Source organism: Halobellus sp. MBLA0158, assembly GCF_041477585.1.
Taxonomy (GTDB): Archaea; Halobacteriota; Halobacteria; order Halobacteriales; family Haloferacaceae; genus Haloquadratum; species Haloquadratum rubicundus.
On the sequence record NZ_JBGNYA010000001.1, the window covers coordinates 1,276,802 to 1,294,192 of the forward strand.

The 17,391-nt window shown below is 68.1% G+C and carries 20 protein-coding genes and 1 tRNA gene; 10 read left to right on the forward strand and 11 right to left on the reverse strand.

The window, feature by feature from the left end; genetic code table 11:
• Window positions 1–79: 79 nt before the first annotated feature.
• Window positions 80–1,276, forward strand: coding sequence for an ABC transporter substrate-binding protein (locus tag OS889_RS06645; protein WP_372388396.1), 1,197 nt, complete (start codon window positions 80–82; stop codon window positions 1,274–1,276).
• A gap of 69 nt (window positions 1,277–1,345) precedes the next feature.
• Here OS889_RS06645 and OS889_RS06650 read toward each other — a convergent pair whose 3' ends face one another.
• From OS889_RS06650 to OS889_RS06680, 7 genes are all read right to left on the reverse strand, one after another.
• Window positions 1,346–2,050, reverse strand: a complete 705-nt coding sequence (locus tag OS889_RS06650; protein WP_372388397.1) for an ABC transporter ATP-binding protein — start codon at window positions 2,048–2,050, stop codon at window positions 1,346–1,348.
• Window positions 2,047–2,877 (reverse strand): ABC transporter ATP-binding protein, encoded by an 831-nt coding sequence (locus OS889_RS06655; protein WP_372388399.1) that lies wholly within the window; start codon window positions 2,875–2,877, stop codon window positions 2,047–2,049. Before OS889_RS06655 ends, OS889_RS06650 begins: the two co-directional genes overlap by 4 nt.
• Window positions 2,874–4,202: a branched-chain amino acid ABC transporter permease gene (locus OS889_RS06660; RefSeq protein WP_372388400.1), complete on the reverse strand. Its 1,329-nt coding sequence runs from the start codon at window positions 4,200–4,202 to the stop codon at window positions 2,874–2,876. The genes OS889_RS06655 and OS889_RS06660 overlap by 4 nt, the downstream gene beginning before the upstream one ends.
• Window positions 4,199–5,239, reverse strand: a complete 1,041-nt coding sequence (locus OS889_RS06665) for a branched-chain amino acid ABC transporter permease (RefSeq protein WP_372388402.1) — start codon at window positions 5,237–5,239, stop codon at window positions 4,199–4,201. The genes OS889_RS06660 and OS889_RS06665 overlap by 4 nt, the downstream gene beginning before the upstream one ends.
• Window positions 5,240–5,399: 160 nt before the next feature.
• Entirely contained in the window at window positions 5,400–6,311 is a 912-nt protein-coding gene (locus OS889_RS06670) for an acetamidase/formamidase family protein (RefSeq protein WP_372388404.1), read from the reverse strand.
• Between the two features lie 108 nt (window positions 6,312–6,419).
• Window positions 6,420–6,578 (reverse strand): AbrB/MazE/SpoVT family DNA-binding domain-containing protein, encoded by a 159-nt coding sequence (locus OS889_RS06675; protein ID WP_372388406.1) that lies wholly within the window; start codon window positions 6,576–6,578, stop codon window positions 6,420–6,422.
• Window positions 6,579–6,649: 71 nt separating this feature from the next.
• Window positions 6,650–6,937: a hypothetical protein gene (locus OS889_RS06680; RefSeq protein WP_372388407.1), complete on the reverse strand. Its 288-nt coding sequence runs from the start codon at window positions 6,935–6,937 to the stop codon at window positions 6,650–6,652.
• A 253-nt stretch (window positions 6,938–7,190) separates the two neighbouring features.
• Between OS889_RS06680 and OS889_RS06685 the strand changes: the two genes are divergently transcribed.
• A complete protein-coding gene (locus OS889_RS06685; RefSeq protein WP_372388409.1) occupies window positions 7,191–8,399 on the forward strand; it encodes a sensor histidine kinase in 1,209 nt (402 codons plus the stop codon).
• Window positions 8,400–8,435: 36 nt separating this feature from the next.
• Here the strand turns inward: OS889_RS06685 and OS889_RS06690 are convergent, their stop codons facing one another.
• The gene (locus tag OS889_RS06690; protein WP_372388411.1) at window positions 8,436–9,722 is read right to left on the reverse strand and encodes an MFS transporter; all 1,287 of its coding nucleotides are present in this window, start codon (window positions 9,720–9,722) and stop codon (window positions 8,436–8,438) included.
• Between the two features lie 160 nt (window positions 9,723–9,882).
• Between OS889_RS06690 and OS889_RS06695 the strand changes: the two genes are divergently transcribed.
• Complete coding sequence (locus tag OS889_RS06695; RefSeq protein ID WP_372388412.1) at window positions 9,883–11,340, forward strand: MATE family efflux transporter; 1,458 nt, start codon at window positions 9,883–9,885, stop codon at window positions 11,338–11,340.
• 72 nt (window positions 11,341–11,412) lie between these two features.
• A complete protein-coding gene (locus tag OS889_RS06700) occupies window positions 11,413–12,195 on the forward strand; it encodes a ZIP family metal transporter (protein ID WP_372388415.1) in 783 nt (260 codons plus the stop codon).
• A gap of 88 nt (window positions 12,196–12,283) precedes the next feature.
• Here the strand turns inward: OS889_RS06700 and OS889_RS06705 are convergent.
• Window positions 12,284–12,355 (reverse strand) — tRNA-Ala (locus tag OS889_RS06705).
• 250 nt (window positions 12,356–12,605) lie between these two features.
• Between OS889_RS06705 and OS889_RS06710 the strand changes: the two genes are divergently transcribed.
• The 4 genes from OS889_RS06710 to OS889_RS06725 are packed head-to-tail and all read left to right on the forward strand — an operon-like array spanning window position 12,606 to window position 15,253.
• The gene (locus OS889_RS06710) at window positions 12,606–13,073 is read left to right on the forward strand and encodes a 30S ribosomal protein S15 (RefSeq protein ID WP_372388417.1); all 468 of its coding nucleotides are present in this window, start codon (window positions 12,606–12,608) and stop codon (window positions 13,071–13,073) included.
• Window positions 13,074–13,078: 5 nt separating this feature from the next.
• Window positions 13,079–14,344 (forward strand): hypothetical protein, encoded by a 1,266-nt coding sequence (locus OS889_RS06715; RefSeq protein WP_372388419.1) that lies wholly within the window; start codon window positions 13,079–13,081, stop codon window positions 14,342–14,344.
• The gene (locus OS889_RS06720) at window positions 14,341–14,619 is read left to right on the forward strand and encodes a KEOPS complex subunit Pcc1 (protein WP_372388421.1); all 279 of its coding nucleotides are present in this window, start codon (window positions 14,341–14,343) and stop codon (window positions 14,617–14,619) included. The genes OS889_RS06715 and OS889_RS06720 overlap by 4 nt, the downstream gene beginning before the upstream one ends.
• Window positions 14,612–15,253, forward strand: a complete 642-nt coding sequence (locus OS889_RS06725) for a 30S ribosomal protein S3ae (RefSeq protein ID WP_372388423.1) — start codon at window positions 14,612–14,614, stop codon at window positions 15,251–15,253. The genes OS889_RS06720 and OS889_RS06725 overlap by 8 nt, the downstream gene beginning before the upstream one ends.
• 79 nt (window positions 15,254–15,332) lie before the next feature.
• Here OS889_RS06725 and OS889_RS06730 read toward each other — a convergent pair whose 3' ends face one another.
• Window positions 15,333–15,782, reverse strand: a complete 450-nt coding sequence (locus tag OS889_RS06730) for a plastocyanin/azurin family copper-binding protein (protein ID WP_372388425.1) — start codon at window positions 15,780–15,782, stop codon at window positions 15,333–15,335.
• Between the two features lie 131 nt (window positions 15,783–15,913).
• Between OS889_RS06730 and OS889_RS06735 the strand changes: the two genes are divergently transcribed.
• Window positions 15,914–16,615, forward strand: coding sequence for a protein sorting system archaetidylserine synthase (locus OS889_RS06735; protein ID WP_372388426.1), 702 nt, complete (start codon window positions 15,914–15,916; stop codon window positions 16,613–16,615).
• A gap of 52 nt (window positions 16,616–16,667) precedes the next feature.
• Here OS889_RS06735 and OS889_RS06740 read toward each other — a convergent pair whose 3' ends face one another.
• Window positions 16,668–16,943, reverse strand: a complete 276-nt coding sequence (locus OS889_RS06740) for a DUF7111 family protein (RefSeq protein ID WP_372388428.1) — start codon at window positions 16,941–16,943, stop codon at window positions 16,668–16,670.
• A gap of 85 nt (window positions 16,944–17,028) precedes the next feature.
• Between OS889_RS06740 and OS889_RS06745 the strand changes: the two genes are divergently transcribed.
• On the forward strand, window positions 17,029–17,340 hold the full coding sequence (locus OS889_RS06745) for a DNA-binding protein (protein WP_372388430.1): 312 nt from the start codon (window positions 17,029–17,031) through the stop codon (window positions 17,338–17,340).
• Window positions 17,341–17,391 lie beyond the last annotated feature (51 nt).

The following is a 17,391-nucleotide window of genomic DNA, read 5'->3' on the forward strand; positions in this document are numbered from 1 at the left end:
TGCTGGCTGTTCCGGTGGGAGCGACAGCGGGAGCGATAGCGGCGGTAGCACCGAGACGACCGGATCGACCGCCACGACGATGTCCGGTGGGGACTCGGAGAGCAGCGGTCGCACGATCAAACAGGGGTATCTGCTCCCGTTGACCGGCGATCTCGGCTCGCTCGGGACAGCGATGCGGAACGCCGGCGTGATGGCCGCCCAACAGGTGAACGATGCGGACATCAGTCTCTCTGTCGACACACAGATCGAGGACACACAAACGACGGTCCCCGACGCGATCGACGGCGCGAACGCGCTCGTCAATTCCGGCTATCCGATGATGGTCGGATCTGCGACCTCGAACATCGAGATCGGAAACCGCGTGTTCGTCCCGCAGGGGATGCTCGCGTGCTCACCGTCGAACACGCTCCCGACCCTGAGTACGTTCGAGGACAACGACCTCTTCTTCCGGACGACGCCGGGCGACCAGTATCAGGGGTTCGCGATGGCACAGGCGGCCGCCGAGCGCCTCGACGGGATCGAGACCGCCGCGACGACGTATATCAACGACGACTACGGGCAACTGCTCTCGCAGTGGTTCACCGACCACTTCGAGCAGACGTTCGGGGGGACCGTCCAGAACCAGGTGGTCCACGATCCGGTACAGTCGTCGTACTCGTCCCGCCTCCAGACCGCGCTGGCCGACGATCCCGATCTCTTCGTCGTGATCACCTATCCGCAGAGCGGGGTTCAGCTCTTCCGCGACTACTACTCGGAGTTCGGGACGGACCGCCCGATTATGCTCACCGACGGGGCGAAGGACCCGACCCTCCCGCGGAAGGTCGGCAATCCGATGGAGAGCGCCGTCGGGACGATGCCGGCGGCCGCCGGCCCGACCTACGACACGTTCACCTCGATGTTCGAAGAGCAGTACGGTAACGCCGCCGTCGCGTTCACCGCGCAGACGTACGACGCCTCGGCGGTGACGCTCCTCGCCAACGCGGCCGCCGGCGAAAACAGCGGTCAGGCCGTCTCCGATCAGATGGCCGCCGTCGCCAATCCCGGCGGGACCGAGGTCAGTATCGAGAACCTCGCCGAAGGGGTACAGATGGCCGCCGACGGCGAGGAGGTACAGTACCTCGGTGCCGCGAGCGCCGTCGACTTCGACGAGAACGGCGACTTACAGTCCGGGTCCTACGAGATCTGGGAGTTCACCGAGGACAGCGAGACCGGCATCAACCGCCTCGACGTCGTCGACATCAGCCAGAGTCAGGCGTTGAGTCCCGGAAGCTCGTAGCGCGGCGGTCGCCGTTTTTGCGGAGGATGCGGTTTTTGATTCAGATTGGCAGAGCGAACAGCTCCGGGATCACCCGCCGAGGAAGTCCTGCCGCACCTGTTCGTCGTTCAGCAACGCGTCGCCGCTGTCCATATATCGGTTTTCGCCGTTGACGAGGACGTACCCGCGGTCGCACCGCCGCAGCGCCTCCTTCGCGTTCTGTTCGACCATCAGCACCGCTGTCCCCGACTCCGTGATTCGGTCGATCCGATCGAACATCTCGTCGACGAGATCGGGGGCGAGCCCCGCGGAGGGCTCATCGAGGAGGAGGAGATCGGGATCCAGCACCAACGCCCGGCCCATCGCCAGCATCTGCTGTTCGCCTCCGGAGAGATCGCCGGCGCGCTGTTCCGACCGCTCTCTGAGAATCGGGAATCTGTCGTACACCCGATCGAATGCCTCCTGTGGACGCGAGTCCCGGATATACGCTCCCATTTCGAGGTTCTCCTCGACAGATAGAGGGGCGAAGACATTGTCGTTCTGTGGGACGTACCCCATTCCCTCCCGGATGATCTGTTCGGGATCGTATCCGGAGATTTCGGTGCCGCCGTACTCGATGCGCCCACCCATATAGGTCGTCAGGCCGAACACCGACTTCATCATCGTCGACTTGCCGGCCCCGTTCGGACCGACAATCGTGACGTACTCCGCCTCGTCGACGTGGAGATCGACGTCTGAGAGGATCTGTAACTCCCCGTATCCGGCGTCGAGCGACGCCACTTCGAGGAGACTCACGCCACGTCACCCCCCAGGTAGGCCTCGACGACCCGCTCTTCGGACTTGATCTCCTCGGGGGTGCCGGTGACCAACGTCTCGCCCTGATGCATCACGATCACGCGCTCGCAGTGCTCCATAATGAGGTCCATATCGTGTTCGACGAGAAGGAACGTGTGTCCCTGTTCCCGGAGCGTCCCGATCCGTTCGAGCAGCCGTTCCTCCAGCGAGGGGTTGACTCCGGCGAACGGCTCGTCGAGCAGGAGGAGTTCCGGATCGAGCATCAGCGCCCGAGCCAGCTCAAGCAGCTTGCGCTGGCCCCCCGAGAGCGACCCCGCGTTTTCGAGCGCGAGGTGGTCGATGTCGAAGAACTCGAGCATCTCCCACGCGCGCTCGAAGATCTCCTCTTCCTGATGGCGGACGTCGTCTCTGGTCCCGGGGAACACGGCACGCCACGCCGCCTCGCCGGCTTGCCCTTCGGGTGCGACCATCAGGTTCTCCAGGACGGTCATATTCTTGAACTCCCGAGCCAACTGAAACGTCCGGACGAGCCCCCGCTGGGCCGTCTGATGGGACGGGAGCCCCGTTATCTCCTCGTCGACGAACGTGACGGTCCCCGAATCCGGGGACAAGACGCCGCTGATGACGTTGAACGTCGTCGACTTTCCGGCGCCGTTCGGGCCGATCAACCCCGTGATCGTTCCCGACGAAACCTCGAACGAGACTCCGTTCAGCGCGTCGATCCCGCCGAACGACTTCCGCAGCGAATCGACCGTCAAGAGCGTGTCCGCGTCGGAGTCACGGGTCGCTTCCACTGCAGAGGCTCCGGCGGACCGTTCGGCGGTCATTCGGCGTCACCCCCAGGTTCGTTCGATCCGGCGCGTCGGCTCCGAACCCGCTCTTCGAGATCGATGCTCGAAGCGATCTCCCGTCTCTCGCCGAGGAGCCCCTCCGGACGGGTCTTGAGGAGCCAGACCAGAAACACCCCGGTGAGGACGACCCGGAGCGCGCTCGTCTGATCCAGCGTGTAGAGGAGGATGGCCTGCGGGTCACCGGCCAACAGAGAGCCGACGGCGTTCGGGAACGTCGAGACCGTGCCCGACAGCGAGAGGTACTGTTCTACGAGCCGCCGGAGATAGCCCGGACCCAGGTAGATGAACCCCACGAACAGGATCGTACCGATGATCGATCCGGTGTTGGAGCCGGGCCCGCCTACGATCACCGCGATCCAGATGAAGAACGTGAGCTGCGGGACGAACAGCCCGGGCGCGATATACCCCTGACTCCCCTGCCAGACGATTCCCAGGAGTCCGAGCACCGCACAGCCGATGATGAACGCGCGGATCTTGAACGACGCCGTGTCTTTCGCGAGCGCCGCCGTCGCCTCCTCGTCGTCACGGATCCCCTTGAGGACGCGACCGAAAGGCGACTCCGCCAGCCGGACGATCAGCCAGAACACGATGCCGAGAAGCGCCGCTACCACGAGAACGAACGCCCAGCCGGGGACGAGCGCGCCGTCGATGCCGAGCCCCGAAACCGCGGTCACGAGCGGCTGCCCCGGGCCGCTGAAGAACTGGTCTACGGGGTTCGGGTACGTCCGAATTCCGCGGCCGCCGCCGGTTCCGATCGTCACCCCGAAGATCGTGAACTCCTGAAGCGCAGAGGCCTTCGCGGTGATCCTGATAATCTCCGCGAAGGCGAGCGTGACGATCGCGAAGTAGTCGTCGCGGAGCCGGAGCGACGGGAGCGCAGCGACGTATCCGACCGCCGTGGCCGCGAGAACGCCACCGACGATGGCGATCGGGAGAGGGAGTCCCAGTCCGGGGAGCGTCCCCGTCGGGTTCTGTCCCTGGATCGGACGGGTGAGAATCGTCGTGGTGTAGGCCCCCACCGCCATAAACCCGACAACGCCGATGTTGAACAGGCCGCTGTAGCCCCAGTGGAGGTTCACGACGAGCGCTCCGATGCTGTAGAGGACGATCAGAAACGTGAGTCGGCGGAGGGAGTTGAGTTGTCCGGAGAGATCGTATCCGAGAAGGACGCCCGCAACGAGGTAGAGCCCGTAGACCAGACCGAGGGTCGCGGCGATCTTCACGGCGTCGTTCTCCCAGTAGTCGCTCGCCAGCGCTGAGAGCGACTCGCCGAGGGAATCTGTCACGGTCGGGTCGCTCACGTCGCCTCACCTCCGAACAGTCCCTGCGGGCGCGTCAGGAGGATGAGGATCATAATCGCAAACCCCATCGCTTGGGTGAAGCTCGCCGGGATCCAGACGAGCGAGAGACGCGTGATCAGGCCGATCAGGACCCCGCCGGCGATCGCGCCGTACACCGATCCGATCCCGCCCATAATCACCCCGGCGAACACGAGCAACAGCAAGGTCCATCCGATCTGGTAGGTGATCGTTCCCTGCAAGAGTGCGATCATGAAGCCCGCCAGTCCGGCCAGTGCGCCCCCGACGATCCAGGTCGACCGGATGACCCGTTCGGACGGGATGCCGGAGACACGTGCGAGGTCGCGATTCGCGCCCATCGCCCGCATCGCCTTCCCGAACTTCGTCCGCGTCAGCATCAGGTGGACGCCGAACATCGTTACGATCGAGACCCCGATCAACAGCAGTGACGGGGCGCTGATGCTGACGGTGCCGCCGGGGAGCGCCAGATCGTACGTCCAGGCACTCACGGTCAGCCCGAACGACTGCTGTGTAAACGTGTAGACGGTCAGGTATCTGAGGGTGAACGCGACGCCGACGGAAGCGATGAGCAACGTGATCGCACCCGTGCCGCGCATCGACTTGTAGACGACGCGGTCGAGCACCACCGCGACCGCCGCCCCGGCGACCGCCGCGGCCAACAGCCCGCCGACGATGGCGAGCGGCGTGTTCGTCACGCTGATCCCCACGTCACCCGGATAGACGGTCCCGCCGACCCCGAGGAAGAAGAGCGATCCCGGATCCAACTGGCCGAGTCCGGCGATCAGATACGCCGACCCCCACCCCACGAACGCCGAGACAGTTATGTAGTCGCCGTGCGCGAAGTTCGCGAACTCCAGGAGGTCATACGTGAGAGAGAGTCCGACCCCGGCAAGTCCGACGATCACGCCGAACGTGAGCCCGTTCCAGAGGTAGCCCGCCAGCAGCGAGACGGTCAGGTCACCGACGAACAGCCGCCGGAGCAAATCGAGACCCACGACCCCGACGATCGCAGCAATCATCAGTGTACGTCTGTTTCGATTCTCGAACGATCGTTGTTGAAGTAGTTCAACGACTGTCGATAACACGTAGTATCCGTTATCGAATTGGCGTTATATATGTAACTATGTGTATTTTATAATCAATATCGAATCAGCCCGATCGGTCCCTCGCTGCCCCTCGTCAGAACGGCACCGAGAGGTACTCCGCCGGACAGGCGTTCCTGACGGTCACCAGGGGGTCGACGACCTGGCTGATCTCCAGTCCGCCGACGAGGCTCGAGAACGTGTACGCCTCCGTCGGCGTCATCCCGTGCTCTGCGGCGAGGAGATCGATGAGATCCTCGTTCGCGAGGGCGACGGCATCTTCCAGTGTTTCGGCGCTGGCGATCGTTTTCCACGCGTCCGGGGTTCGGATGAGCGGCCGTTCGATGGAGGTCTCGGGGTCATCGATCACCGACACCGTGACGTCGATGTCGGTGCCGATCTCCGAGCCGGTCCCGCACATCTCCCCGTCGGCCATCGCCGCCTTCGAATCGCCCATCGCCAGCAGACCGCCCTCCTGGAACACCGGGAAGTATGCGGTCGTTCCGCCCGTCATATCGGTCGTGTCGAGATTGCCACCGTGGTCGTGGGGCGTGAGCGTCGAAATCGTCTCGGACTCCGTGGCGACGCCGATCGTTCCGATCACGGGCTCGATGGGCACGTCGATCCCGTCGTACTCTATCGTCTCTGTCGACTCGTCTACCGGCGTGATGCGAGTGAACGGGTGCTGAATCTCGTCGTTGTCCTGGAGAAGTCCGAATCCCGGGGCCGTGACGACCCGACCCTGCGCCTCGTTCACGCGGACGTCCTCTATCTCCACCTTCAGAACGTCGCCGGGCTCTGCCCCCTCGACGGCGACGGGTCCGGTCGCGGCGTTGACCTCTTCCGGAATCGAATCGAGGAGGTCGTCGTCGGACTGTATCTCCTTGTTCAGACTGTCTATAGTTTCGAATGTGAGCGATTCTCCGTCTTCTGCTGTGTATATTGGATCAATATCCGGTGAAAATTCGTAAATATGGCCGTCTTTATACGATATTGTTGTCCGAACCATCAGTTAGGGAGTTAGGGTCCAATTACAAAAATCCCTGGGTGGGGGCGAGCGAGCAGGTGAGCGGTTTCGGCCCGTCGCCGTGCCTGTTCGATCGGTTCTGGTGCTCTCTCAGCTCTCGTCCGGTTCGTACTCTGAGACGACGATCTTCCCGTCTTCGACGTGCCACTCGACGCGGTCGCCGGCGCCGACGCCGAGGAAGTTCCGGACGGGCTTCGGGACTGTCGTCAGATTCTTCGCGGAGATCTTCGTGTCGGTGAGACTGCCCATGTCCGGGATAGACGAGTAGTATTTACATAGCTTACGCTATGTGCAGAAGTAGCGCGCCGCCGACGATGGCCTCACACCGACGACTTCCAGCGGTGGGCGCCGCCGTCGGAGGCGTTCTCGAAGTCCAGGTCGAACCGGTCGGAGTGCAGGAGGACCGGTCCGGGGAGGTACGTGTCGTCGTCGACGGCCCGCAGGACGCCCCGTTCGTCCATCGTCGAGAGGACGTCCCGGACGGTCCGCTCGCGGCCGGGAATGAGATTCGCCTCCCGGATGACGGCCTCGGTGTCCACGCGGCCTTCGAGCATCGCCAGCCTGATGGCCGCCACCCAGGTCGGCTCCCGCTTCAGTTCCCGGCACATCGCTTCGCTGTGCCGTACCGCTGGGACTCTCATAACCCTTCCGGGGCGTCGAAGCCGACAGTCCGTGCTGGTGCGCCGTGGTCGCTTCCCCTTCGCGCGGCGCTCTGCGCGCCCGCTGCGGCGGGCGCTCCCGCCGAAGGCCGCTCTGGGAGGACGCCGTACCTCTCATCTCTCCCACACGTATGTCCGATCTGATATTCACCGCTGATACTCGGGCCGCAAGGAATACATTTCACCCACCCCGGGACAGCGTATGGACGGGCTCTCGGACGGCACCGTTGGGAATTTCTCCGCGTTCGACGGCGGCACGAGCCGCAGCGACGCGGCCGCCCACGCGCAACTGTACGATATCGTTCTCGATATCTCGACGAGTCTGATGAGTGCCGAACCCGACGAGTTCGAGACGAAGATCCGGTGGAGCCTCGAGAGCGTCGGCGCGCAGGTCGGCGCCGACCGCGGTCAGGTCTTCCAGGTGCGGGGCGACGACTTCGAGTCGCTGGCGCAGTGGACCGACGACGAGGTCGACCCCACCGGGCTCCGACGGATCGAGTTCGGGGAGTTCGACTGGCTCGGCGAGCGGATGCGGCAGTTCGACAACGTCGCCGTCTCGCGCCTCGGCGACCTGCCGTCGGACGCCCCCATCCGGGACCGCCTCCGCGACGCCGACGTCGGTGCGGTCGTCTTCCTGCCGGTCGTCGACGACTGGTCCCTCGAGGGGTTCGTCCGCTTCGACGTCGAGCACGGCGACCGCCGGTGGTCGGACACGGAGATCGATCTGCTGCGGACCGTCGCGGACATGATCGGCCACTCGCTGGCCCGCGTGCGGCGGGAGACGCAGCTCCGCGACCAGAACGAGCGGCTGGAGACGTTCGCGAGCGTGCTCTCGCACGACCTCCGCAATCCGCTCAACGTGATGACGGGCTCGCTCGCGATCGAACAGTCCGAGGGCGGCTCCGAACACGTCGACCGGGCGCTCCGCGCGGCGAACCGGATGGAGACGCTCGTCGATCAGGTGCTGAACCTCGCGCGGCAGGGCCGCGACGTCGACGATCCCCAGCGGCTGTGGCTCGACGCCGTCGTCAGGCGGGCGTGGGAGACCGTCGAGACGTCGGCGGCCGACCTCCGGTTCGACGGCGAACTCGGGACCGTCTCCGGGGACCCCGAACGGCTGCGCGCGGCGTTCGAGAACCTCTTCCGCAACGCGATCGAGCACGCCGGCGACGACGTGACGGTCCGGATCGGCCGACTCGACGACGGCTTCTACCTCGCCGACGACGGGCCGGGGATCCCCGAAGACGAGCGCGGGTCGGTGTTCGACCGCGGCTTCACCACCGAGGGCGGGACCGGCCTCGGCCTCGCGATCGTCCGGAGCGTCGTCGAGGCCCACGGGTGGTCGATCGAGGCCGTAGAGGGCAACGACGGCGCCCGCTTCGAGATCAGCGACGTCGCGTTCGTCGGCTGAACACCGATCCGGCCGTCGCCGGCGCGGTCGTTTCGATCAGACGTCGCCCGATTCGTGTCCGACCGCGACATCCTCCCGTTCGGGCAGCGAGAGGTAGATCACCCCGGCGATCCCGGTCAGCCCCGCCAGCAGGAAGAACGCCGTGGTGTAGCGGTCGTAGTCGGCCATCGCTCCCACCGCCGTCGAGCCCAGCGACCCGACGACGAAGAGGGTCGTCCGGACCGCGCCCCAGGCGGTCCCCCGGACGTCCGTGGGGAGGAGCGAGACGATGTATGCGTTCGAGATCGGCCCGACCGACAGGCGCATCCCCAGAAAGAGGACGACCGCGACGAGCACCGCCAGGCTGTCGGCGTACGGGAGCGCCACGAGCGGGGGCACGCCCGCGAAGGCGACGGCCGCGAGCACCCGGCCGTGCCCGTAGCGGTCCGCGAGCGCGCCGCCGGCGGACTGGAACACCGCGGCGCTGAGGAACAGGAGCCCGAAGAGCGTCCCCGCGACGGCCTCCGAGAGGCCTTTCGCGGTCACCAGATACGTCGTCAGAAACGCGGTCAGCCCCTGGAAGGCGAACAGCATCAGCATCGTTCCGACGAGTGCGAGCCCGACGGTCCGGGACGCGACGGCGTCGCGGACGGCGCCGGCGTACGCGCGGATCCGTGCGCGCTTGCCGGCCGCGTCCGGTCCCGGATCCGGAGCGTCGTCCGTCTGCTCCGCGTCCCGCCTCGGGACGAACCGCCGGAGCGCCGCGCCGGCCAGCAGGAACCCCGGGACGGTGAGCGCGAGCGCGCCGCGCCAGCCGACGAGGCCGGAGGCGTAGGTCGCAACGGGCGGGAGGAGGGCGGCGCCGATGCTCCCCGCCGCGAGGACGATCCCGAACGCGGCACCGTCGTTGCCGGCGTAGATCCGCGAGAGGGCGGTCCCCCGCGGCGGGCCGTAGAGGCCGGACGCCAGGCCGTAGGCGCCGGTCGCGACGAGAAACACCGCGAAGGTGGGCGAGAGCGCGTACACCGCCATCGTGAGGCCGCCCGCCACGGCGCCCGTGACGAGCAGCGCCCGCTCGCCGACGCGATCGATCAGCACGCCGGCGGGGAACTGCATCACGGCGTAGGTGACCCACAGGAGCGTGATCGCCGCGCCCGCGACGGTCTCGGAGACGGGGAAATCGGCCCTGATCGCCGGGAGCAGCGCCGGGATGACAAACCGGAGGCCGAGCGCGAAGAACCACCCGCCGGCGACGGCCACGAGCGTCCAGCCGCGGCCCCCGCCGCGCAGCGCCGCCACTGTGTCGGTGACGCGAGCGAACGAGGAATCCGTGCGCGATACCACTGACTGGGTGTCGACGCACAGACCTCAAGACGCTGACGAAACCGTTCCGACGCGCGTTCGGCTCACCGGAGTCGATTGGGTCGATCCGGGCGGGGAGGTCGCATATTCAGTGCGCCAGATTGAGTACGGTGCGGCCGATAGCTCTTGACGTACTTCTCCGATGGCCGTCCGCGACTCCATCTGGCGGGTGCTCTCGCTGTTTCCGGCGGCGCTGGCCCGCGCCGGGCTCGTGAACCGCGAACAGGCGGAGTCGGCGTTCGACCTCGCGGTGCCGGTGATGGTGACCGGCGGGCTCCGGGTGCTCCTCCGGATCGCGGACTTCCTGATGGTCGGGCTCGCGCTCGGCGACGCCGCCATCGCCGGGCTGGAGCTGGGGTTTCAGTACTACTTCATCGGCTTCGGCCTCTCGCTTGCGGTCTCCTCGGGGACGATAAGCGTCGTCTCCCGGCTCCAGGGCGCAGACCGCCCGGAGCGTGCGAACCTCGCGGTCAAACAGTCGCTCTGGCTCGCGCTCGTCGTGTCGGTGCCGCTGACGGTCGGCGCGTGGGTCTACGCCGAGCCGCTCGTCGGGATCCTGACCGCGGACCCGGCGGCGGTCGACTACGGGGCGACCTACCTCTCGATCGTGATGCTGTCGATGGCGCCGCGGTTCTTCTCGATGGTCGCCGCGCGGGCGCTCGCGGGCAGCGCCGACACGCGCACCCCGATGTACGCGCGGCTGCTCACGCTGCCGATGAACGTCGTCCTCAACGCCGTGCTCATCTTCGGGCTCGGCCCGATCCCGTCGTTCGGCATCGCCGGCGCGGCGATCGGGACCGTCGCCGCGAACGCGCTCGCCGGCGCGCTCTTCTTCTGGCTGCTCGTCTCCGGGGAGTACGCCGTCACGCTCGACCTCGGCGGCCGCCAGCTCGACCTCGGGCTCGTCGTCGAGATCCTCCGCGTCGGGCTCCCGCTCGCGGGGATGCGCCTGGTCCAGACGCTCGCGCGCTTTCCGTTCCTGTTCATCCTCGGCGTGCTCGGGACGCCCGCGCTGGCGGCGTACGCCATCGCCCGCCGGGTGATGCTGCTGGCGCTGATGCCCGCCTGGGGCTACTCGACGGCGGCGTCGACGCTCGTCGGACAACACATCGGCGCCGGCGACGACGACCTGGCCGCGGCCTACGGCTGGCAGACCCTCCGGATCGCGCTCGCGACCCAGCTCCTGATCGGAGCGGTCATCGTCGTCGCCGCGCGCCCCATCGCGGTCGCGTTCGGCACCGACCACGTCGGGCTGACGGTGTCGTTCATCCGCCTGTTCGGCGTCGTCGTCGCCGGCTTCTCAATCTCGCGGACGATGCGCGGCGGGCTGCGCGGCGCCGGCGACACCCGCTGGCCGCTGTACGCGATGATCGCCGGCTCGTTCCTCGTGCGGCTCCCGATCGCCGCGCTCGCGCTCCCGGCCGGCTTCGCCGTCACGCTACTGGGCGTTTCCCTCCCTGTCGGACTCGGCCTCGGCTTTCCCGCCATCTACGTCGCGATCGTCGCGGACTTCTACGTGAAGGCCGCGGTGAACACCGGACGGTTCCGATCGGGGCGGTGGCGAGGCGTCGCCCGGGCGTCGGGACTGGGCGGCGACTGATCCGGCGATCCGAGACCGCTCCCACGGGGGGCGCTCGCTGGGTTTTTATCCGCCGGTGCTGCGAGTCGGCGTATGGCCACGTTCGAGACGATGCTGATGGTGACGACGCTGTCCGGCCTCGTGACCGGCGTCGGCGCGGTGCCGGTCCTCTTCGGCGCTCGCGTCAGCCACCGCGTGTACGACGCCGCGCTGGGACTCGCGGGCGGGATTATGATCGCGGCGTCCGTCTTCGGACTCATCATCCCGGGGACCGAACAGGGGTCCCTGTGGTCGGTGATGGTCGGGGTCTTCGTCGGCGGCTTCGGCCTGCTCGTCGGCAACCGCGTGATCCCTCACGTCCACACGGAGTACAAGCGCTGGCGCGGCCACGGCGGCGCCACAGACGAGGAGCCGACGCTCGACGACCGCGTCCGGCGGGCCATTCTGATCGGGGGCGCCATCACGCTCCACAACGCGCCCGAAGGCCTGGCGATGGGGGTCGCGTTCGCGTCCGGCCTCGAGGAGATCGCGTTCGTCCTGGCGATCGTGATCGGCCTCCAGAACGTCCCGGACGGCTTCGCGTTCGCCGTCCCGGTCAGCCAGGCGGGGATGCCCACCTGGCGGGTCTTCGCGTACACGACGCTTTCGGGCACCGTCCCGCAGGTCGTCGCCTCGGTCTTCGGGTTCGGTCTCGTCGCGATCGCGCAGGGGGTCTTCCCCGTCGCGGCCGGCTTCGCCGCCGGGGCGATGCTCGCGGTCGTCCTCCGGGAGATGGTCCCGTCGAGCCACGGTCACGGCTACGCCGACGCCGCGACCGCGGCCTTTCTGGTGGGATTCGTCTTCTTCGTCGTCGTCGACGCCGTTATCGGGGCGTGAATCGGTTATTCGGGACTGAAGAGGGTTGCCGGTCTGCTTGTAACCGTCTCGGAGTTGGCACTCCCTGAGTATGGCCGCGGAGTAGGAATGGACTCGCCGGGATTTGAACCCGGGGCCTCTCCCATGCCAAGGGAGTGATCTACCACTGATCTACGAGCCCGCGAACGCACTCTGAGGTATTCCGCTTTCGTTCTTAAGGGCTTCGACTTGCGGGACGACGGCGACGGGTCGGAATCCTTTTGTCGCCGTCGCGTCTGGTCTCCGACGGGAACAGCACGGCCGCAAATCTGACTCGCCGCGCGGTGCGGCTTGGGATTGCGGAAGTGCGGTGCGCTACGCGCATCAAACGTAGCAGTCGCGTCCAGATCTGCGACTGTCTTCTGCGGTCTGTGCCGTTCCAACCCACAACAATGGCACGAATGCACACTCGCCGCCGCGGCTCGTCCGGTTCGGACAAGCCGGTGGCAGACGACCCCCCGGAGTGGAGTGACGTCGATCCCGACGACATCGAAGCGCGCGTCGTCGAACTCGCAGAGCAGGGCCACGATCCCAGTCAGATCGGGCTCAAGCTCCGCGACGAAGGCGTCAAAGGCGTGCCGGTCCCCGACGTGAAGGTCGCGACCGGCAAGAAGGTCACCACGATCCTCGAAGAGCACGACGCCGAGCCCGAGCTCCCCGAGGACCTGCGGAACCTGATGGAGCGCGCGGTGCGGCTCCGCCGCCACGTGCGCGAGAATCAGCAGGACATGCAGAACAAGCGCGCCCTGCAGAACACCGAGTCGAAGATCCGTCGCCTGGTCGACTACTACCGCGGCGACGAACTCGACGAGGACTTCACCTACACCTTCGACACCGCCGTCAAACTCCTCGAAGAGTAGCGTAGATGGCCTCCCGATCCGACTCCACCGCGACGACGGACGCCCCCGCCGCCACCGACAGCGTCGCGTCAGTTCTCGCCGACGCGGACTTCGTCCGGCTCGTCGCCCGGGCCGACGGCGACGCGCTGGCGGCCGCCGGGCTGCTGGCGCGGGCGCTCCGCGACCTCGACGTGCCCTTCCAGGCGCGCGTCGACGCGCTCGGCGCCGACGCGCCGGCCACGGACGAGGGCGTCCTCCTCGCGGTCGGTGCGGATCGCTCCGACGCGGATCTCGCCGTGGCCCCGACCGGCGCCGACCCCGCGAGCGCGCAGGCGTTCGACATCGCGTCGACGCTCGTCGGCGACGCGCCCGACCCGGGACTCGCCCTCGCGGGCGTCGTCGCCGGCGGCGCACATCCCGGCTCGGTCGCCGGATCGCTCGTCGAACGGGCGGAGGCGTCGGGCGCGGTCGAACGCCGACCCGGCGTGGCCGTCCCGACCGACGACGTCGTCGACGGGCTGACGCACTCGACGCTGTGGCACGCGCCCGTCTCGGGCGACGCCGCGGCCGTCGCGGACCTGCTCGGCCCGCACGCAGACGACGCGGCAGCCGCGGACGACGACGAGCGGCGGCGGACCGTCGCCTCGCTCGTCGCCCTGGCGGTCGCCGGCGACGACGCGGGCACGTCCCGCGGCGCCGAGGCGGTCGAGCGGGCGCTTCGCCCCCACGCGACGCCCGAGGGGCCGCTGGCGACGGTCGGCGGATTCGCCGACGTCCTGAACGCCGTCGCCCGAGAACGCCCGGGCACGGGCGTCGCGCTGGCACTCGGCCACGGCGGCCGCGACGCCGCGCTCGACGCGTGGCGCGATCACGCCGAGGCCGTCCACGCGGCGCTCCGCGAGGCCCACACCGGTCGCTACGACGGCGTCTTCGCCGTCCGCGCGGACGTCGGTGGCGACGCCGACGGCCCCGGCGCGGACAGCCGGACCGCGGGCCGCCTGGCGACGCTCGCCCGACTCGCCCGCGACTTCCGCTCGCCGGAGCCGTTCGTCGTCGCGCTCGATGACGGCGTCGCGGCGCTGTCGGCGGTCGAGTCGGGTGCGAGCGACGCCGCCGACACGCTCGCCGCGGAGTTCGGCGCGGGCCCGACGCCGGCCTGGACCGGCACCGCGACCGACGCGGTCGTCCGCGTCGATCCGGACGCCGCCGACGCCGACGTCATCGCCGCGGTCAGGGACGCGACGCGCACCACGCGCGCGGATCGGACACCGGAATCGGAGGGATCGAGATGACGGAGGGAACAGACACGGAACCGAACGCGGACCCGGGGCGCGAGCGCGCGCTCCGAACCGCCCGCCTGCGGACGAGCCACGCCGACGCCGAGACGGTGGCGGCGGCGCTCCGTCCGGACAACACCGACTCGATGGAGATGGCCGTCGAGGGCGACGCCCTCGTGACGACGGTCTCCCGCGAGACGACCGGCGGGCTCCAGTCCACGGTGGACGACACCGTGGTCAATCTGACGGTGGCAGAGACCATCGTCGACACAGTTCAAAACTATGAGTGAACGATCAGTCTCGAAGCAGAGAAGCGGAAAGCGATGGTACACCCTCATCGCGCCGGAGCAGTTCGACCGGACCGAGATTGGCTCGACCTTCGCGGACGAGCCCGAGAAGGTCTACGGCCGAACCGTCGAGGTCACCCTCGGCGACATCACCGGCGATCAGGGTGAAAACAACACGAAGCTCACCTTCAAGGTGAACGACGTCTCCAGCGACGCGGCCTACACCGAGTTCATCAAGCACGAACTCGCCCGCGACTACGTCCGGAGCCTCGTCCGGCGCGGGGCCTCGAAGGTCGACGCCGCGATCACGGTGCTTACGACCGACGACTACCGCGTCCAGCTCCAGCCCGTCGCCTTCACGACGAAGAAGGCCGACCGGAGCCAAGAGCAGGCGATCCGCCGGGTGATGATCGACCTCGTCGAGGAGGCCGCCGCCGAGCGGACCTTCGCCGAGCTCGTCGACAGCGTCATCGAAGGCCGGCTCTCGTCGGCGATCTACGGCGAGGCCAAGACCATCTACCCGCTCCGCCGGGTGGAGGTCCAGAAGCTCACCCTCGAAGCGCGACCCGAAGAGGTCGCCGCCGAGGAAGAAGCCGCCGTCGACGTCGAAGAAGAAGACGTCGCGGTCGACGAGTAATCGGCTCCGCCGGAGACGAACTTTCGTTTTTGCGATCGAACGAGAACAGTCCGAGCCGCAGCCACGCGATCGGCTCTCGCTACTCCTCGACGACGACGGTCCCGACCATCCCGGCCTGCTCGTGCGGGATGCAGAAGTACTCGTACTCGCCGGCGACCTCGAAGGTGTGCGACCAGTTCTCGCCGCTGTCGATGACGCCGCCGAACTCCGAGGTGAAGGCCTCCCGCGCCTCCTCGGTGGTCCCGTAGTCGCCGCTGGCGAAGAACTCGGCGTCGTCGGGGATTCCCGAGTCGTAGGCCGTCACGGTGTGACCGCGCGAACTGGTGTTCCGCCAGACGACCGTCTCGCCCGTCGAGACCGTGATCTCGACGGGATCGAACGCGACGGCGGTCATCCCGACGTCGTAGTCGTCCGCGGCGCCGGCCCCGGAACAGCCGGCCAGCCCCGTCGCCGCCGCGCCGCCGACGCCCGCGAGGAAGCGCCGCCGGGACGGTGCAAACGCGCCCTCCGTCGCTCGCCTGTCGCTCATACCCGAGGTTCAGAAGCGGAGGGACAAATGCGGCGCGGTCCCGGGGCGAGTCGAGCGCCCTCCCGCTCCGACTCCGCCGCGGCCCGCGACGGATGTAAAGAGGTAAACCGATCCTCCGAGTCGGCCGAGGTATGAAGCCGCGGTTCGTCGGTCGGCTGGGCCTCGCCGACGCGGTCACGATCTCCAACGCCGCGCTCGGCTTCCTCGCGGCCGTCGCCACCACCGTCGACGTCGAACTCGCGGCGCGGCTCCTCCTGCTCGCCGCGATCGCGGACGCGCTGGACGGCGTCATAGCCCGTCGCCGCGGCGGGACCGCCGTCGGTCCCTACCTGGACTCGCTGGCCGACGTCGCCTCTTTCGGCGTCGCGCCCGCGCTGCTCGTCTCGATGGCCGTCGCCGACGCGTGGGGGCTCGCGACCGGGCGGGGGCTCGTCGCGGTCGCGGGCGCGGCGCTCTTCGTCGCCGCCGCGGTGACGCGACTCGGCCTCTACACCGCCTACGACAGCGACGCCCACGTGACTGAGGGCGTCCAGACGACGCTCGCGGCGACGATCCTCGGCGCGACGGTGCTGGCGGGGTTCACGAGCCCGATCGTCCTGGCGCCGCTCGTCTACCTGCTCGCCGGGCTGATGCTCGCGCCGATCACGTATCCCGATCTCCACGCCCAGGACGCGCTGGTGATGGGCATCGTCCAGGCCGCCGCGATCCTCCTCGGCGGTCGGATGGGCAAGCGCCTCGTCGGCTCGATCGGCGAGGGCTTCGCCTACGGGCTGTTGTTCCTGGCGCTCGCGTACTTGTTCTTGGGCCCGAGATTCTACTGGCGACGCGACTGAGTCGAGGACGCGGCCCGCGCGCCGCGGACCGGTCTCCCACGCTTGCCGCCGCTCACATCCCCATATCCTCTGCGGCCTCGGGGACGGGGAGGTCGTGGGGCGAGACGCCGAGCAGCTCCGCGGCGTGATCGAGCGCCATATCGAAGCCGTAGTACCGCTCCAGTTCGTCGCCGTCGGCGGTCGGCCGGACTTTCAGCATCGCGTAGCCCTCGCGGTTCTGTGCGACCGCCGCGGTCTGTCCGTCCCGCTCGAAGACCAGCAGGCGCTCTGTCTCGGTCTCGCGGTAGCGCGCGGTGATTCCGTCGGCCGTCGTCTCGCGTTCCGCCATACCCGCGATTGGGAAGCCGGACAGTCGAACCTACCGGTTCCGCCGGACCGAAACGCACGTGTGAGTCGAGCGCGAGGTACCGCCGATGTCGCGATGGCTCCAGAGCGGGCGGCGGCGGGACCTGTGTGCGCTGCTCTACGAGGCCGGAACGCTCCGCGGACAGAAACTCAAGACGTCGCTCGAACGACACTACGACACCAGGCTCGACCCCCAGTCGTTCTACGGGAGCCTCGACGCGCTCGTCGACCGGGGGCTCGTCGCGGTCGAGACCGAGGGGATCCACGACGTCTATCGACTGACCGAGGCGGGGATCGACGGTGTCGAGTCCCATCACCGGTGGCTCACGGCACGCGTCGAGGGCGGCTCGGGAACCGAAGCCGACGGGGATACGGAGTGAGCGCGGGGGCCGAACTGCCGAATCGCCCCACGAAGTTTTTTATGCCGCCCT

What these genes read in the sequence shown, in the direction of transcription:
- OS889_RS06645 (WP_372388396.1), top strand. Translation starts at nt 80, where the DNA reads ATGTCCGGTGGGGACTCGGAGAGCAGCGGTCGCACGATCAAACAGGGG.
- OS889_RS06655 (WP_372388399.1), bottom strand. Translation starts at nt 2,877, where the DNA reads ATGACCGCCGAACGGTCCGCCGGAGCCTCTGCAGTGGAAGCGACCCGT.
- OS889_RS06665 (WP_372388402.1), bottom strand. Translation starts at nt 5,239, where the DNA reads ATGATTGCTGCGATCGTCGGGGTCGTGGGTCTCGATTTGCTCCGGCGG.
- OS889_RS06670 (WP_372388404.1), bottom strand. Translation starts at nt 6,311, where the DNA reads ATGGTTCGGACAACAATATCGTATAAAGACGGCCATATTTACGAATTT.
- OS889_RS06675 (WP_372388406.1), bottom strand. Translation starts at nt 6,578, where the DNA reads ATGGGCAGTCTCACCGACACGAAGATCTCCGCGAAGAATCTGACGACA.
- OS889_RS06680 (WP_372388407.1), bottom strand. Translation starts at nt 6,937, where the DNA reads ATGTGCCGGGAACTGAAGCGGGAGCCGACCTGGGTGGCGGCCATCAGG.
- OS889_RS06685 (WP_372388409.1), top strand. Translation starts at nt 7,191, where the DNA reads ATGGACGGGCTCTCGGACGGCACCGTTGGGAATTTCTCCGCGTTCGAC.
- OS889_RS06695 (WP_372388412.1), top strand. Translation starts at nt 9,883, where the DNA reads ATGGCCGTCCGCGACTCCATCTGGCGGGTGCTCTCGCTGTTTCCGGCG.
- OS889_RS06700 (WP_372388415.1), top strand. Translation starts at nt 11,413, where the DNA reads ATGGCCACGTTCGAGACGATGCTGATGGTGACGACGCTGTCCGGCCTC.
- OS889_RS06710 (WP_372388417.1), top strand. Translation starts at nt 12,606, where the DNA reads ATGGCACGAATGCACACTCGCCGCCGCGGCTCGTCCGGTTCGGACAAG.
- OS889_RS06715 (WP_372388419.1), top strand. Translation starts at nt 13,079, where the DNA reads ATGGCCTCCCGATCCGACTCCACCGCGACGACGGACGCCCCCGCCGCC.
- OS889_RS06720 (WP_372388421.1), top strand. Translation starts at nt 14,341, where the DNA reads ATGACGGAGGGAACAGACACGGAACCGAACGCGGACCCGGGGCGCGAG.
- OS889_RS06725 (WP_372388423.1), top strand. Translation starts at nt 14,612, where the DNA reads ATGAGTGAACGATCAGTCTCGAAGCAGAGAAGCGGAAAGCGATGGTAC.
- OS889_RS06730 (WP_372388425.1), bottom strand. Translation starts at nt 15,782, where the DNA reads ATGAGCGACAGGCGAGCGACGGAGGGCGCGTTTGCACCGTCCCGGCGG.
- OS889_RS06735 (WP_372388426.1), top strand. Translation starts at nt 15,914, where the DNA reads ATGAAGCCGCGGTTCGTCGGTCGGCTGGGCCTCGCCGACGCGGTCACG.
- OS889_RS06740 (WP_372388428.1), bottom strand. Translation starts at nt 16,943, where the DNA reads ATGGCGGAACGCGAGACGACGGCCGACGGAATCACCGCGCGCTACCGC.
- OS889_RS06745 (WP_372388430.1), top strand. Translation starts at nt 17,029, where the DNA reads ATGTCGCGATGGCTCCAGAGCGGGCGGCGGCGGGACCTGTGTGCGCTG.